Genomic DNA, 15,300 nt, shown 5'->3' on the forward strand with positions numbered 1-15,300 from the left:
TTAGTCTTCTTTAGTCGCCGCAGCTAGGTTTTCAGTATCATCATAAATGGTTTTAGTAGCACCAGTTAATATATATGAATCTATTCCATCCTTAACTACATCAGTAATATCTATATTTAGCTCCCTTGCAATAATCTCCATTACTCTTGGACCACAAAAACCACCTTGACATCTTCCCATACCAGCTCTTGCTCTACGCTTAACAGCGTCTAGGGTTAATGCACCTGCTTTTCGCTTAATAACATCTACAATTTCTCCTTCTGTTATTTGCTCACATCTACAAATAACTCTACCATATCGTGGGTCTTGATCTATTAATTGCTGCTTTTCCTCCATAGATAGCTCAGTAAAGGGTTTAAATGCCTTACGTTTTGGATTAAAGCTCTTATTTTCTTCAAAGGCACCTGCTGAGGTTTTTAATATATCTATTGCATAATTTCCTATGGCTGGAGCTGCACTTAAACCAGGAGAATCAATTGCTGCAACATTAATAAATCCTCTTGACTCCTGTACTTCTTCTATAATAAAATCTCCAGTTGGAGTTTTTGCCCTCAATCCTGAAAATGAAGTAATGACCTTATAATAGGGAAAGCTTTTTACCACCTTCTCTGCTTTTTCTCTTAAGAAGGTAAAGCCCTCTGTAGTGGTTTCATTGGCTTCTTTATTTCCTGTGTTTTCTGCCGTTGGACCAATTAATACATTCCCGTGTACCGTCGGTAATACTAAAACTCCCTTTCCAGCCTTTGTTGGACACTGGAAAACAACTTTGTTCACAAAGTCACCTGCGGTTTTATCAAAAAGGTGATATTGCCCTCTGTTAGGTACTATTTCAAAATATGGCCTATTAACCATATTGTTTATTTCATCTGCGTATAAACCAGCGCAGTTAATTACATACTTAGTTTCTATTTTATGGCTGCCTGCTTTAATAATATATTTATTATTACTTTTATCAATTGATGTTACCTTGCTATTAAGAAGTATTTCTACACCATTGTCGGCTGCATTTTCTGCTAAAGCAATTGCTAATTCAAAAGGACCAATTATTCCAGCAGTGGGAGCATATAGGGCTGCTACCACTTCTTCACTTAAATTTGGCTCCATTTCCCTCAGTTCTGCTTGATTTAATATTTTTAATCCCGGTACTCCATTATTGTTTCCTTGCTCTTCTAGCTTTTTTAATATTTCCACCTCTTCATCATTAAATGCTACAACAAATGAACCAATTCTTTCAAAGGGTACTTCTAACTCACGACATAGTTCCTCTTGAAGCCTGTTACCCAAAACGTTAGTCTTAGCCTTTAAGCTTCCAGTTTTAGCATCGTATCCAGCATGAATTATTGCACTATTTGCTTTTGTAGTTCCATTAGCGACATCGTTTTCCTTTTCTATAATAACAATGTTAAGGTTATATCTCGCCAGCTCTCTTGCGATATATGTTCCTATAACACCAGCTCCTATAACGGCAACATCTACCTTCATAAATTCATCTCCTCCACCTTCTATTTAACACTATAAAAAAACAAAAGCCACATAAAACACACCTAATTCCTTAGGTTGCTTTACGTGGCTCTCCAATTCTCAGCCAAAACAGTATTTATTTAATATATTGTATCATTTTTATAGATGATTGTAAAGGTTTTGCTGCCTATTCCTCATCTTCCCACTTGAGGGATCTTTCTACTGCTTTTTTCCAGCCCTTATAAAGCTTTTCCTTATCTTCTACAGCAAGTGCTGGTTCAAATCTGCTGTCTACCTTCCAGCGTTTAGTTATTTCATTCTTATCCTTCCAGAAGCCCACTGCTAGCCCTGCTAAATATGCAGCACCTAATGCAGTTGTTTCTGTAACCTCTGGACGATCAACTTTAACACCTAAAATATCAGATTGGAACTGCATTAAGAAGTTGTTTGCAACGGCTCCACCATCAACCTTCAAGGTTTGAAGATTAATACCAGAGTCCTCTTGCATAGCCTCTAATACATCCCTTGTTTGGTAGGCAATTGATTCTAGTGTAGCTCTAACAACATGCTCTGCTTTAGCTCCTCTTGTAAGACCTACGATAGTTCCTCTTGCATACATATCCCAGTAGGGGGCTCCCATTCCTACAAAGGCAGGTACTAAGTAAACACCATTACTATCCTTTACCTTAGTAGCAAGGTACTCAGTTTCTTGAGCATCTCTTATAATCTTTAATTCGTCTCTTAACCATTGTACAGATGCACCAGCCACAAAAATACTACCCTCTAATGCGTACTCAACCTTACCATCTACTCCCCAAGCTAAGGTTGTCAATAGTCCATTATTGGATGGAACAAATTTTTCACCTGTATTCATTAGCATAAAACAGCCAGTTCCGTATGTGTTCTTAGCCATTCCTGGTTGGAAGCAAGCCTGACCAAACAATGCTGCCTGTTGGTCACCAGCAGCCCCAGCAATTGGAATATCGGCGCCGCCAAATGTTTCATGATCTGTATAGCCATAAATATGACTTGAAGGTTTAACTTCTGGTAGCATAGAAGCAGGAACACCCATTTCAGTAAGGATTTTTTCATCCCACTTAAGGTCTTTAATATTATAAAGCATTGTTCTTGAAGCATTTGAGTAGTCGGTTACATGAACCTTTCCTCTTGTCAAGTTCCAGATTAGCCATGTATCAATATTTCCGAATAGTAAATCTCCTTTTTCGGCCTTCTCTCTTGCTCCCTCTACGTTGTCAAGAATCCACTTGATTTTTGTACCTGAGAAGTAGGCATCTACTACTAAGCCCGTATTATCTCTAATATATTCCTCTAGTCCTCTTCTCTTTAAATCATCACATATACCTGCCGTTCTTCTACATTGCCATACTATTGCATTATATACTGGCTTACCTGTAGTCTTATCCCACACTACTGTAGTTTCACGTTGATTTGTAATACCTATAGCAGCAACCTCTTGAGGGCTAACACCTACTTTTTCTAAAACCTCTCTAGCTACACCACTTTGAGTACCCCAAATTTCCATTGGGTCATGCTCTACCCATCCGGCCTTTGGATAGATTTGTGTAAACTCCTTTTGAGCAACAGCAACAATTTTTCCGTCATAATCAAATATAATTGCTCTTGAGCTGGTTGTTCCTTGGTCTAAGGCTAATATATACTTTTTAGCATCCATGTTTCTTCCCCCTTACTTATTAATTAAAAGTGTTAATAGCTAATAGCTAATAGCTATTAACACTTTTTTGCTTATAATAGTGATAAAATAAATCCTCCGATGGTACCACCAATAATTGCGAATAATAGATTAGTTAAACCCTTTGGTACATTATCCCCCGATAATGCAGAAGCAACAAATAGTCCTGCACCTGCTGCAAAAGCCATATCTATCCAAGCTCCTCCACTTTGCACCATAAATCCAACACCATGATTTAGGGTCCAGGTTGTACCTACTATAAAGCCTGCTGCCATATAGCCACCTATTGATCCCCAATCTTCACACATTTTACCCCATATTAATCTAAGCAAAAATGGAAATATAAATCCTCCTGCCATAGTAGTAATAATTGCTGGTAATGTCATTTAATATTCCTCCCTTCTAATTTATAAAGTAGTTTATGCCTCTGCCTTTTCTGCCTTAGCCTTTTCAGCTGCCTGATATTTTTCAATTGCCACTGCAGCTATACCACCAAGAATACCACCCAGAATTACAAATGCTAGAGTTGGTATAGATTCGATACCTACTTCAACTCCATTTGCAAATACATCCCTCATGAAACCAGCAACACCGATTCCACAAGCCATGTCTACAAAAGCACCATCATTATTAATGACACCAATATAGTGGTTTAGCATCCACATTGTGCCAATAATAATGAAGCCTGCAAACCATCCACCACCGATACCATATTCAGTAGCAAATGCACCCCATACAGACATAACAAACATACCAGCAATTGCAGATCCAATCATAGTTCCAACATGCTTCATAATTAATTTCCTCCCTTCTTAGTATATTAATTATATATAATCATAGGCCTTTAAGCCTTGGATTATCATTTTCTACTGCTAGTATTGTAAAGGTTTTCCCAGCTACAACTGTAAGCTTGCTTCAAAGCTGCCATATTTCCTCTTTGCTGGTGGAGGCACCTATGGCTCCCGCCTTCAATATCTCTATTACATCTTCCTTGTCTTGAATAAGCCCACCAGCTATTAAAGGAATTTTTGTTTCTCTATTAACAGTTTTTATAACCTTAGGCATAATTCCAGGTAAAATTTCTATTGCGTCGGGCTTTGTTATTCTAATCGATTTAATTCCTGTCTCTAATGAAAGAGAGTCAAGAATGAATAATCTTTGAATTATAAATATATCCATTTCCTTTGCACTTTTAATTAAGCTGTTTTTCGTAGTAATTATACCATCTGGTCTAATATTTTCATGGACATACTTTAATGCAACTGTATCTCTTGAAAACCCGTCCATCAAATCTATGTGTACATAAATATCCATACCTGCCTTCTTAACTCTACTTACAATTTCCTTCAGGTTAAAGATACTTCCTGTCAATAAAAATATAATCTCACAGGGTGATTGTATTGCATTATCCAGTTTTTTAAGATCATTTACTGCTGCAACTATAGGGCTTCTTTGTATTCTCTCGTAAAACCGATTTACCACGATACCGCCTCCTATTTATTATCTTGCAATTACCATGCCAATTTTTAGAATCATTGATATAATTACAATTGTCTTAATTTTCTAATAAAAAGCTGTTCCTTTTTACCAGGTATAATTTGCTTTATTAAATTATATTGGTAAAAAGGAACAGCTTCAGTAGGTTTATTAGCTTATGGTGTATCCACTAAAAACAAAAAACAACTATTATAATAGTTGCCGAAACGATTACACTTAAGCAAATAAATAGTTGATGCTAGAATATTGTATTTACGACAACTTAGCAATCATTCTTCCTATCAGTTAATGCTTGCTTCATCATCTCCTTTACAATACCATGGAAAAATAATATTACACCAATTAATATCATTATAGCAGTATACAATTATTTTTCAATTAGTTTTCAAAATTTTCATTCGACTTAATAGGCCATTTTTCTACTTCATAAACTTTATTATGGTTTTAACAATATCCTCCACTTCTTCTACCGACAAATTATCTTTTATTAGACATTCCTTTGCATTATCTTCAATTATTAAAAGCCCTACCTTCTCTACAGAAGATTTAATGGCATTTATTTGTATAAGAATCTCGTGACATTCCTTCCCATCCTCAATCATTTTTTCTATACCATGTATATGTCCTTTAATAGTCTTTAGCCTATTAATAATGTCTTTTTTTACTTTAGTATTATCCATTAAACCCACTTCCTTATAACAATTAAATTAATTATATTTTCTCATATTTTTGAAGAAATATAAAGGCTGTTTTTATTTGATTTATTTTTGATTTAGGTTTTCCTTTGATATTTTAAATTTTTCATTTGTCTTTTATTCTTTCATTTTCCATTTTCAATTTTCAATTTTCCATTTTTGTTTTTATGGTTTTATGTTTTGGTTTTAAGATTTTATGGTTTTAATCTTTTCCATTCAACATTCAACATTTCTTTTATGTTTTTAACTCTTAACTCTTAATTCTTAACTCTTAACTTTTCATTTTTCACTTTTCCCTATTCCCTATTACTTATTCCTCATTCCCTATTACTTGCTTTTAGGTTTTTCTTTTTTATCTTTTTTTCAATCATGGCGGTTGCTGTTCCCATTGGACATATTGAACACCAGCTTCTTGGTTTAAATATAACACCCATGATTATACCTACAAGGGTTGATATTGTCATCATTCTAAATATAGCCATAGCTGTTTTAACAAAATCTCCTTTTGCTAAAACTAATGATATAGTAAACATCCCTATCATCCACACAAGCATTATAATTTTAACGGTTTTATTGTTTATTGCTTTAGGCAAGCTATTGTTAAGGCTTATTTTTCCAATAATGTTACCTAACATTGAAGCTCTAGGACAGTACTTTAAACAATGTACTCTTCCTCCACCTCTTACAGCTAAATAAATTGGCACTGCCATACATAATAGTCCTAATATACCAAATCTAATATCTATTATTGCTAAGGAAAAGAATAGCAAAATAATAATCCAAGACCATGACATAATTGATTTTTTCATTTTAGCTCCTCCTATACTTTTTAACTCCTCCCCCATAGGTGGGGGTATCTGTCATTAAATATAGCATAGCTGCTATTAATAATCAAGTATTAATTCTGTTAATTACAAAGCTGAACTTACTAGCCACCTTTGAAGGCTTACAAGTTCAGCTTTGTTTACTATAATATAGTATTTTAATTCAGCGATTTACTAAAACCATCGCTTCTTGAGGGGGTGAAAGAAGCATTGTCTAGGTGGAGAAAAGCTCCATCTTACCAAGCTTTCTTTATAATATTATAGTTCTAGTGAATTAGCAATTTAATAAAGGTACAAACCCATTAGTATTAAAAGCGCCGAGAAGATTAAAATACCTACATGTAAGCCTAGTAGCTTTTTATCATCATTTAACATAGTAACTACAAACTGGCGAAAAACTTGATAGTTAAAGACCGCTGTACTAACCTTTGCCACAGTTACTGTGGTTAGGAGACCAATTATCCAGCTAAATTGCACATCGATTGTAAAGATTTTATACCATGTAAATGCAACTACTATATAGGTGGCTAATACAACAACATAATAGCCTTTTTTCTGCTTAGGAGTATATGCACTATTAAGGGCCCAGTTCTTGAAGCTATCCTTTTTTACCGTCATTACTATTCTAGTAACAATGCCTATAAATGCCCAAGCAAAGCATATTCCTTGAAAAAAATTAATACTCATATCCTTCTCCTCCTTTGAAATGTTGGTAGTTTAAAGCTATCTTAAAAGTCTTTCTGCATTCTTACATAAAATATGTTCTCTAGCCACTTTATTGTTTTCTGTTGCTAGTAAAACTCTTGAAAGGGTAAGTGCCTGCGGCAAAGCAGGCCAATCCGAACCAAAAATTAATCTTTCATAGCCAACCTCATCAATAAGATATTTAATACTATCTGCCGATTGACATGACAGTTCAGCGTAGCTTCCTGGGTGTTTTTTAAGATACTCAGCCACCAGCTTGTATTCTGCTATTCCACTGTGTCCAAACACAAATTTAAAGTCTTTGGGTAATTCCTTAAGTAGCTCTCCAAACACCTCTACCCTTGTTGACTTAAGCAGCTTCCACATTAAGTCAGATGTATTTCTGCGCTTTATATGGGTCAGTGAGCCAGTATGAAGAAGCACATTAAAATTAACTTCGTAGCAGGCCTTCAGCAGGTCAATAAGAGGTTTGAAATCACCTTTAAGCTCCATATCTGTTACCTTAAGCTTTAATCCTTTAGCTCCAAGCTCTTTATATTTTTTAATCTTTTCTTTCATTTCAGGATCATGTGGATGTACTGAGCAAAAAGCAACTAGCTTATCAGGATGTTCATTTGCAACCCTTAATGCTTCCATTGATCGATCGCTCTTTTTTGTACTTAAGGCTAGCACGACATTTTTTTTAATCATATTCTCACTTTGTGATTTAAAGCAATTGTCATAGGTTCCGCCCTTTACCATATCATTAAAAATTTTGTATCCATTTAAAGAAAACTTAATAACAGACATCAGCCCTTTGTTCTTCTCATTAGGGTCTAGTTTAGTCCAGTAGGGTACTGATAAATCTGTCTTATCTACACTAGGTAAGGTTGGGTATTCTAATTTTCTTCCTTTTTTGTTAGGGTCTATAATCTTTAGTGGTAGAGCGTTAGAAATATGAGTGTGAAAATCTATAATTTCTAGCTCCCCATCATAATCAATTGCATAATCACCATCATCATTTAGCTTTAGGTATTTTTCCTTCTTTACAAGCTCCTGCTTTGTCATAGCAATCTTCCACTCCTTCTGTTAACAAGCTATTTCATTCCAACTATTAATACATCTAAAATATCTATTAATACATCCTCCACAGCCTGCTCTTCACTTAATCTAAAATCCTGTATATTCACAAAACATGATGTTATTACGTAAGCTGCTGTTTTTACATCTAAGTCCTGTCTTAATTCTCCCTTTTTTATATAGAATTCTACGGCTTCCTCAAGAACCTCGTAGCTTTTAGGTATCTCATTTTTTAAAATATCCCTTTTTACCTCTTGAGAGCATTCATTCATGAACTTATCCTTAAGGGCAGATAAATTAGAAACCCGTTGCTCAAACTTTTTACCCTGTTCTAGTAATGTCATTACATATTGTCTAAAGCTTAATTGATTTTGCAATTTTTTCACCTTAACTAAAGCCTGTTTTTTCTGATCTACAATTTGGCTAAATAAATATTTATACAAATCGTCTTTATTGTGGAAGTACTGATAAAAGCTTCCCTTTGGAACACCAGCACTATTAACTATGCTGTCTATAGTCACTTTTTTATAATGTACCTTTGAAAATTCTTCAATGGCTGCATTGATTATTCTATTTCTTTTTTCTTGGGGTAAATTAAAAAAGGTATTCTTTGGCATAAAATCATCCTTTCTCAACATATATTAACCACTAACATAAAACTTTGTTTGAAAACTCCTATGACTATTAGTCATATGACTTGTAGTCATATACTATCATGGGTTTTTTTATGTGTCAAGCTAAAAAGCAAAATTTATATATTAATGTAAAGGACTTTATTTTAAGCACTAAAAAGAGATAGTTAAACAACTATCTCAGAGTTTTGCAGTTCTATTGTATCCATTCCTTAAGCTTATTTATATCCTTTATTATAATTTTTTTACCACTAATATCTATTGAGCCTTCTTTTTTAAACTGTCCTAATGCTCTACTTACTGTTTCTCTAGCAGTTCCTATCATGTTTGCTAATTCTTGTCTTGAGATGGTTAGCCTTAGCTGTATGCCATTATTAGTGTATACTCCATGTTCATTTGATAATTGAATTATAATTTGAGCTGTTCTCATGTAGGTATCTCCTAAAGCTAGCACCTTAACTTTTTGCTGAGAGTTGAATAGCTTTTTACTTAACACTTTAATAATACTTAAACCAATATTTGAATTTGCAATTACTAATTCTTCTAATGCCCTGTTCTTAATCATCCCTATACATGAGTCCTCTAATGCTTCTGCAGATGCTGGATACTTCATATCATTAAAAAGAGTCACCTCTGCAAAAATATCTCCTTCTCCTAGAATAGTAAAAATATGCTCTCTACCATCTGGTGCTGTTTTATATACCTTTACACTTCCTGTTTTAATAAAATAAAATGCCTCCCCAGTATCCCCCTCCATAAAAATTATAGTTCCCTTTCGATAATTTCTTTCTATAGTTATTGCAATTATTTTCTCTAAATTTTCTTTATCAAGAGTAGAGAATGCAGGTATTTTCCTAAGTATTTCAGTAGTAATTTTCAAATCAAACCTCCTCAACCTTTCCTTGCTTCAATTATCATACTAAAAGCTTTTTGATTAAATTCGTTTTCTTCAAAATCGCCATATAGTTTTACTTCTTTAAATCCTATTTTATTTAAAAGCTCCTTTATCTCAAAGCTTCTTAAGGGGTAAAGGGGCACAGAGTTATTATAGCTAATGGGCTGAAATTCTGTTTCAATTACAAGTTGGGTATTAAAGTTGATAATATGCTTATCCTTATCATATTGATACCTTCTAACTAATTTGACTCCTGCCTCTGGATTATGAATGGTGGGTAAGTGATTAATATTAGATTCTAAAATTCTATCATAATTAACTGTTTGAATAATCATAACTCCATCCTGGTTTAGAAGGTTGTATATATCCTTTATGACTGTATATATATCATTAATTTCAGTTAGATGTACTAGGGAGTTACCTATGCAATATATGCAATTAAAGCTATGGGGCCTTAGCTTTTCACCAATGCTTTTCATGTCTTCTACTAAAGCATGCAGCTTTACTTTTTTGTTTTCTGCTTTTTTATTAAGCTGACATATCATTCCTTCATCCAAGTCAACTGCAAAAACCTCATGTCCCATTTCACTTAAGGCTATAGAATAATTTCCAGTACCGCAGGCTACATCTAATATTTTACTGTTTTTGGGTACTCTACTGGAGATAAACCTTAGTTGAGACTTACCTGTTGGGAATATTTCATCATAATATTTATTAAATTCACTATAAAAAGCCACGTTTCCTCACCTCTTAGTAATATTATATATTAAAAGATTTTATATGTACATTAATATAGAATACTTAAAGTCATGAGTTAATGCTCTTAGTTTCATATATTTTTTGATTTAAGAGGATAATTCTGTTTTTGACTTTAAATCCTATAAAAAGCCTAATTCCCAATTCACAAATACAATATTCAATCAACAGCTTTGTACCCTTTTCATTTGGAAATTGAACTTTATTTTCTAGTATTTCTATAAGCTCTTCTTCTATGTTTTTTATTTCTAATAGGACTTCTAATGTTTCATATAAATATGTAGATAGATATTTTGTACAGCTCTTTAGCTGCATCTTTTTTTGTAATGAGCTTATCATATCTTTAATCTGCTTATTTTTATGCAATAGCTTTTTTTCTTGATTAGTTTTCAAAACATCAAAGCTAGATAATAGCTTTATCATACGGAGATTCTGATCAACACATACCCAATAGGTATCTACTATTTCCATCAGCTCCCTTTCATAGTCAGTATGATTCACAGTACCCACTCCCCAATAAGTTAATAACAAGGACAAAGGCATACTATTAGTAAAATATCTTTATATATCCTTACATTATTGATATAGGGTTAATCAAGATATTATTCTTAAAAAGAGATAATAAGTATAGTGAGTTGTGGATCAATAGTTAATATTTCAAAATTAAAGCTTATGGTTAAACATAAACCAGTCTAGAGATATGTTGATTAAGGTTAAGGGTTAAATGAGCTACGCTTTGATGTAATAATCGTACTTGTTATTATGGTAATTAAGAATACAGTCATTATAATTATTATTGCATTAAATAAAGTAGTTTCAGTTATTTGGGATATTCTTACTACTCCATAAAAGTCAAAAACCCTTAGCGAAACCAGTTTTATAGAATTATACAAATCATATTTTCCAAAAGCAGGTAAAATGTATACATACAACATTAAGGCCATTATACCTACAATTCTATTCTTAAAGATAACTCCAAGAATATATCCTATTTGTACAAAAAGTAAAGCAATAATATATGCAAAAATTAACTTTGTAAATATTGAAGAGATATTTACAAGTGATACATCTGTTACAAAATTAGATAAGGGTACAATATTTAATAATCTATAATACACCCCTACTGCTATAATATAAGAGATAGCTAATGCACTTATAAATATAAGCAAACTACTAATAGCTAATGATATTTGCTTAATAATACTAAAGTTTTTCTTACTTATTCTTACTGTCTTAATTTTTATTGTTTTAAATTTTTTATCGTATGTAGCAAAAATTAGCCCCAAAAGACCAAAAACAATTGGATTAAATACAATTGATGACTCTAGTAGCTGCAAATGCATATATTCAGGACTTGCTGTATACATATACCTTTCAGTCATTACTTTATGGTATAGTAAGGGGTTTTTAACATGTGTTATATTACCTTGTTTTTCAACATGAAATTCCCCAGCTAAAGCTTTTTCTATAGCAGTTTCATTTCCTTCAAAACTCATTAAAGTCCAAGTATAATCATGGTATTTGTCTATTACAGCATTATAATTCATGAATATAATAACACTGAACAAAGTAATAAGTATTATAGTAATAATTAAAAAAGATTTAGAATATACTCCATACAATAATTCTTGATTAATATGTTTGTTCATCATAGATATCCTCCAAGCTTTTATTACTCTTATTAAAGTTTTCATTTGATATGATTATTTGCTTATCTTTAAACACAAGTAGTGAATCTACTATTTCATTATAAAAGCTAAACTGATGACCAGTAACCAAAATACTCATTTTTTCTGCCCACTTTTTTATTTTCTTAGTTAATGTTCTCATCATCTCATAGTCTAATCCATTTGAAATCTCATCCATAAATAAATAATCAGGCTCTAAAACTTCTACCAGTAATAATGCTAACTTCTTCTTCTGCCCATAAGAGTATGTATTAACCTTTTTACGCAATAAGTCATTATCTAAATAATTTACTGCAACTTCTTTAATTTGCTCTCTTGACTTTTTGCCTTCCCCCAAAATCATAAGATTCTCAAGGCCACTTAAATTCGTATAAAATGGACAATCATCCCAAATCACCAAACAGTTATCTCTTACCTTATCTATATCATTACCATCAAAAACTATTTTTCCATTATAATACTCCATACCAAGCATACACTTAATAAGTGTAGTTTTTCCAGAACCATTAGGTCCCATTAAAAAGGAAATATTATTGCTTTTTAACTTAAAATTGGATTTACTTATTATGCTTTTTTTAGAATAGTTTTTAGAAAAATCTTCAAATTCAATCATAACCCTTTCCCCCTAAACTCTATAATTTGATTAAGTATTCACTCACCTGCCTTCTTATATAAACACAGGTGAGTGAAATGTAAATATTGCTAAGTAGAGTTCCATATTTAGTATTATTTATATATTTTACTATAATTATCTATAAAATAATATAAGGCTTATGTCATAATAACTTTGCGCTATTAATAAGTGATTAAATTACCTAAACTAAAATCCTCAGTTTTTCCCCTATACATCATTTTTAGCCTTTTGCTACCTTTCCTTTAATCTTATGTTGAATAGGATTAGAAAAAACTTAGTTCAACTTTTTTTGAAGCTTAGCAACAATAATAATCACTATAAGAATCGGGGGTATTAGTAATGCCACTGAGATAAGATTTCAAAATATTGCACAGGTAGGTTTATGAGGATAGAAAAAAGCGACTGGATTTAATATTGCTTCCTGTCGCTTTAATTATTTTTTATAATAATGTCACTAGCTCAATCCCCTCAACACTAAATTTAGTTATTTGTTTTGATTGTTATGGACGCCTTTTTAGCATCAACTAATTCTTCTATTCTTGATTTTACTAACATATCTAATTTATCTTTATTAGTTTCAATTGATAAATGTGAGTTGTTTTCACTTACTTCTTCAAATATATAGTATCTAAACTTTGACAAAAGAAGAAAGTCAGCATACATATCATATGCTAGTTGACTTTCCCAAAATGTTTCCTCATTAAAGCCATAGGTTTGAAAGTATAGAGTAGCTAGTTCTCTTGACTCTTCGTCAGCTTTATATATTTCTTTAAGATATGCAATATAATCTAATACTTCTTCTTTACTTACTTTTATCCCTTTTTCTTTTGCTATTATTCTTTGTATTGTCCTATTAATAATAAAATCTTCTATTTCTTTTTTATCATCTGTGTTAAGGGTAGTTTTAGTTAATTCATAGTGCTTTTTACTTATTTTAATATCATCTATTTGTAAAACAGTTTTTGATGCATCATCTAACTCTAGTTTGTCTAGTTTTTTTCTTTCTACTTGAACTTTTCTCACTACCTCATTAATACTATTTTCATCTTTTGATGCTTGCACGAAACTAAACAATGCTAGAATTATGGCTATTAACAGTACTGCAATTATCAAATGCTTTGTTTTAGTTATAGTAATCACTATATAATTCACTCCTTATTAAGCACATATTTTTAATTATTTAAAACTCAATATCTGTTGTTAGGAGTGTCAACAACTCCGTCCTCTCAGCAAATTGTGTTGTTTAAGAATTGTCCACCATACTCTTTTACCTGTCCGTTTATAATTCTATTATATAATTCTAGCTTTGAATATAGTTTATTTCCATTCTCTCTATATAGTAGTTCCTTTTGATAATCCTTCTCTGCAAGGGCAATCCGAGCTGCTTCATGCCATAGGCTGGCTTTTACTATCAGACTTTTATCACTTTTTGATATCCCTATTTTAATTACCTCCATAGCCCTTTTTGTATTAGAAAAGAAACGGTAATACCTTGCAATAAATTCATAGCAAAAAGGGTCTGCTTGGTCTCCCTTTAAAAAAACACCTATTATACCTTCTATCTCTGTATTTATTTTAGTCTGTTTATCGCTTAATACCAAAGAGTCAAGCTTATAGAGAGTAATTATCGTAATACCCTTCTCATAGTTAGACCTTTCGGCACATCTTATGGCTTCGTCATAGATATCTATAGCCATTTCAAAATCTCCTATTTCCGTATAAATAAATCCAAGACACTGATATGCAATGGCAAGGTTGTAATATTTATTGTCCTTTGAAAACATTTTAATGGCCTTTTTTTGATACCGTATTCCTTCATTAAAGTTTGCAAAATCCCTGTATACCATTGATAGATTTGTGTACAAAGAGGCTATATCGCTAGATTTACTAAAGTACTCCTTCATACTTAAACATTCTTGGAAGAATTGCAGGGCTAATGTATTTTTTCCAATCATAGAAAAAATGGTAGCCTTATTGAACAATCCTTTAAGATACACTCCTTTATCCTCAACCTCTTGTCCGACCTCTAATGCTTTGTTTGCGAATATTAATCCCGTTTCATAGTCTCCCATCCGCCATTTTGTAATGGATAACAAATTATAAAGCTTACCTATATCCTTCTTATTTGTATTGGGACTTATAGCAGATTTTATAATGCTCTCCACTAACTCCCAATTTTCTGTTGGAGATAAGAGGAGTAATAAGTCTTTGGATATAATACTCTCTATAGCAAAATCTTTTTCATTATCAGTACCTAAAACAAAAATGTCTTCTTTATCTACAAGTTCTTCTACCCTACACTCTATAATTTTAGCTAGATTTTCTATCCTATCAATAGAAACTCGTTTTACCTTCCCAGTTGTCCAGCGAGTAACCGTTTTAGGATCTACCCCCAATTTTTTAGCTATCCAGCTTCTTTTTAAAGCAAGTTCCTTAATTCTTTTATTCAGAAAATGTGTTTTTATGGCTATACTCCCTCTAGCTTGCATTTTGTCACCTGCCTAATTAAAAATAACTCTATTGATAAGTTTATTGAATACCTTCAGTTTCCCATAATTCACTCCCTTATGTCAATAAAACCTTTAAAATGTCCCCCTGTGTCCCTTGAACTATGTAGATTTTTTTATTATACTCATCAATAAAAGAGCTTTTAACTTTAATTGGACTGCTAAATGATTATTTTAGGCATTTGCAAAATGCAACACCACCAACAATAATTATATCCTCTAATGGATATTTATTA

General features: G+C 32.4%; 17 protein-coding genes. All 17 read right to left on the reverse strand.

The window, feature by feature from the left end; genetic code table 11:
• The 17 genes from F8154_RS02615 to F8154_RS02695 all read right to left on the reverse strand — a co-directional run bounded on the left by F8154_RS02615 (position 1) and on the right by F8154_RS02695 (position 15,046).
• Positions 1 to 1,482, reverse strand: a complete 1,482-nt coding sequence (locus F8154_RS02615; protein ID WP_151860037.1) for an NAD(P)/FAD-dependent oxidoreductase — start codon at positions 1,480 to 1,482, stop codon at positions 1 to 3.
• A gap of 166 nt (positions 1,483 to 1,648) precedes the next feature.
• A complete protein-coding gene (glpK, locus tag F8154_RS02620) occupies positions 1,649 to 3,154 on the reverse strand; it encodes a glycerol kinase GlpK (RefSeq protein WP_151860038.1) in 1,506 nt (501 codons plus the stop codon).
• Positions 3,155 to 3,225: 71 nt separating this feature from the next.
• Positions 3,226 to 3,558, reverse strand: a complete 333-nt coding sequence (locus tag F8154_RS02625) for a Lin0368 family putative glycerol transporter subunit (RefSeq protein ID WP_151860039.1) — start codon at positions 3,556 to 3,558, stop codon at positions 3,226 to 3,228.
• Between the two features lie 33 nt (positions 3,559 to 3,591).
• Positions 3,592 to 3,966: a Lin0368 family putative glycerol transporter subunit gene (locus F8154_RS02630; protein WP_151860040.1), complete on the reverse strand. Its 375-nt coding sequence runs from the start codon at positions 3,964 to 3,966 to the stop codon at positions 3,592 to 3,594.
• A gap of 121 nt (positions 3,967 to 4,087) precedes the next feature.
• Positions 4,088 to 4,654, reverse strand: coding sequence for a glycerol-3-phosphate responsive antiterminator (locus tag F8154_RS02635; RefSeq protein WP_151860041.1), 567 nt, complete (start codon positions 4,652 to 4,654; stop codon positions 4,088 to 4,090).
• A 434-nt stretch (positions 4,655 to 5,088) separates the two neighbouring features.
• The gene (locus tag F8154_RS02640; protein ID WP_151860042.1) at positions 5,089 to 5,349 is read right to left on the reverse strand and encodes a metal-sensitive transcriptional regulator; all 261 of its coding nucleotides are present in this window, start codon (positions 5,347 to 5,349) and stop codon (positions 5,089 to 5,091) included.
• 332 nt (positions 5,350 to 5,681) lie between these two features.
• Positions 5,682 to 6,173, reverse strand: a complete 492-nt coding sequence (locus F8154_RS02645; protein WP_151860043.1) for a 4Fe-4S binding protein — start codon at positions 6,171 to 6,173, stop codon at positions 5,682 to 5,684.
• 297 nt (positions 6,174 to 6,470) lie between these two features.
• Entirely contained in the window at positions 6,471 to 6,875 is a 405-nt protein-coding gene (locus F8154_RS02650; RefSeq protein WP_151860044.1) for a hypothetical protein, read from the reverse strand.
• A gap of 36 nt (positions 6,876 to 6,911) precedes the next feature.
• On the reverse strand, positions 6,912 to 7,940 hold the full coding sequence (locus F8154_RS02655; RefSeq protein WP_151860045.1) for an amidohydrolase family protein: 1,029 nt from the start codon (positions 7,938 to 7,940) through the stop codon (positions 6,912 to 6,914).
• A 29-nt stretch (positions 7,941 to 7,969) separates the two neighbouring features.
• The gene (locus F8154_RS02660) at positions 7,970 to 8,590 is read right to left on the reverse strand and encodes a TetR/AcrR family transcriptional regulator (RefSeq protein WP_243141139.1); all 621 of its coding nucleotides are present in this window, start codon (positions 8,588 to 8,590) and stop codon (positions 7,970 to 7,972) included.
• 190 nt (positions 8,591 to 8,780) lie between these two features.
• Positions 8,781 to 9,464: a Crp/Fnr family transcriptional regulator gene (locus F8154_RS02665; protein ID WP_151860046.1), complete on the reverse strand. Its 684-nt coding sequence runs from the start codon at positions 9,462 to 9,464 to the stop codon at positions 8,781 to 8,783.
• 11 nt (positions 9,465 to 9,475) lie between these two features.
• Positions 9,476 to 10,216, reverse strand: a complete 741-nt coding sequence (locus tag F8154_RS02670; RefSeq protein WP_151860047.1) for a class I SAM-dependent methyltransferase — start codon at positions 10,214 to 10,216, stop codon at positions 9,476 to 9,478.
• A 70-nt stretch (positions 10,217 to 10,286) separates the two neighbouring features.
• Positions 10,287 to 10,736, reverse strand: a complete 450-nt coding sequence (locus F8154_RS02675) for a hypothetical protein (protein WP_151860048.1) — start codon at positions 10,734 to 10,736, stop codon at positions 10,287 to 10,289.
• 212 nt (positions 10,737 to 10,948) lie between these two features.
• Complete coding sequence (locus tag F8154_RS02680) at positions 10,949 to 11,887, reverse strand: hypothetical protein (protein WP_151860049.1); 939 nt, start codon at positions 11,885 to 11,887, stop codon at positions 10,949 to 10,951.
• Positions 11,868 to 12,536 carry an ATP-binding cassette domain-containing protein gene (locus F8154_RS02685; protein ID WP_151860050.1) on the reverse strand — a complete coding sequence of 223 codons (669 nt, stop codon included), beginning with the start codon at positions 12,534 to 12,536 and terminating at the stop codon, positions 11,868 to 11,870. The genes F8154_RS02680 and F8154_RS02685 overlap by 20 nt, the downstream gene beginning before the upstream one ends.
• Before the next feature lie 501 nt (positions 12,537 to 13,037).
• Positions 13,038 to 13,697 carry a hypothetical protein gene (locus F8154_RS02690; RefSeq protein ID WP_151860051.1) on the reverse strand — a complete coding sequence of 220 codons (660 nt, stop codon included), beginning with the start codon at positions 13,695 to 13,697 and terminating at the stop codon, positions 13,038 to 13,040.
• Between the two features lie 86 nt (positions 13,698 to 13,783).
• Positions 13,784 to 15,046 (reverse strand): tetratricopeptide repeat protein, encoded by a 1,263-nt coding sequence (locus F8154_RS02695; RefSeq protein WP_151860052.1) that lies wholly within the window; start codon positions 15,044 to 15,046, stop codon positions 13,784 to 13,786.
• Positions 15,047 to 15,300 lie beyond the last annotated feature (254 nt).

It is taken from the genome of Alkaliphilus pronyensis, assembly GCF_009017275.1.
Classification (GTDB): Bacteria; Bacillota; Clostridia; order Peptostreptococcales; family Natronincolaceae; genus Alkaliphilus_C; species Alkaliphilus_C pronyensis.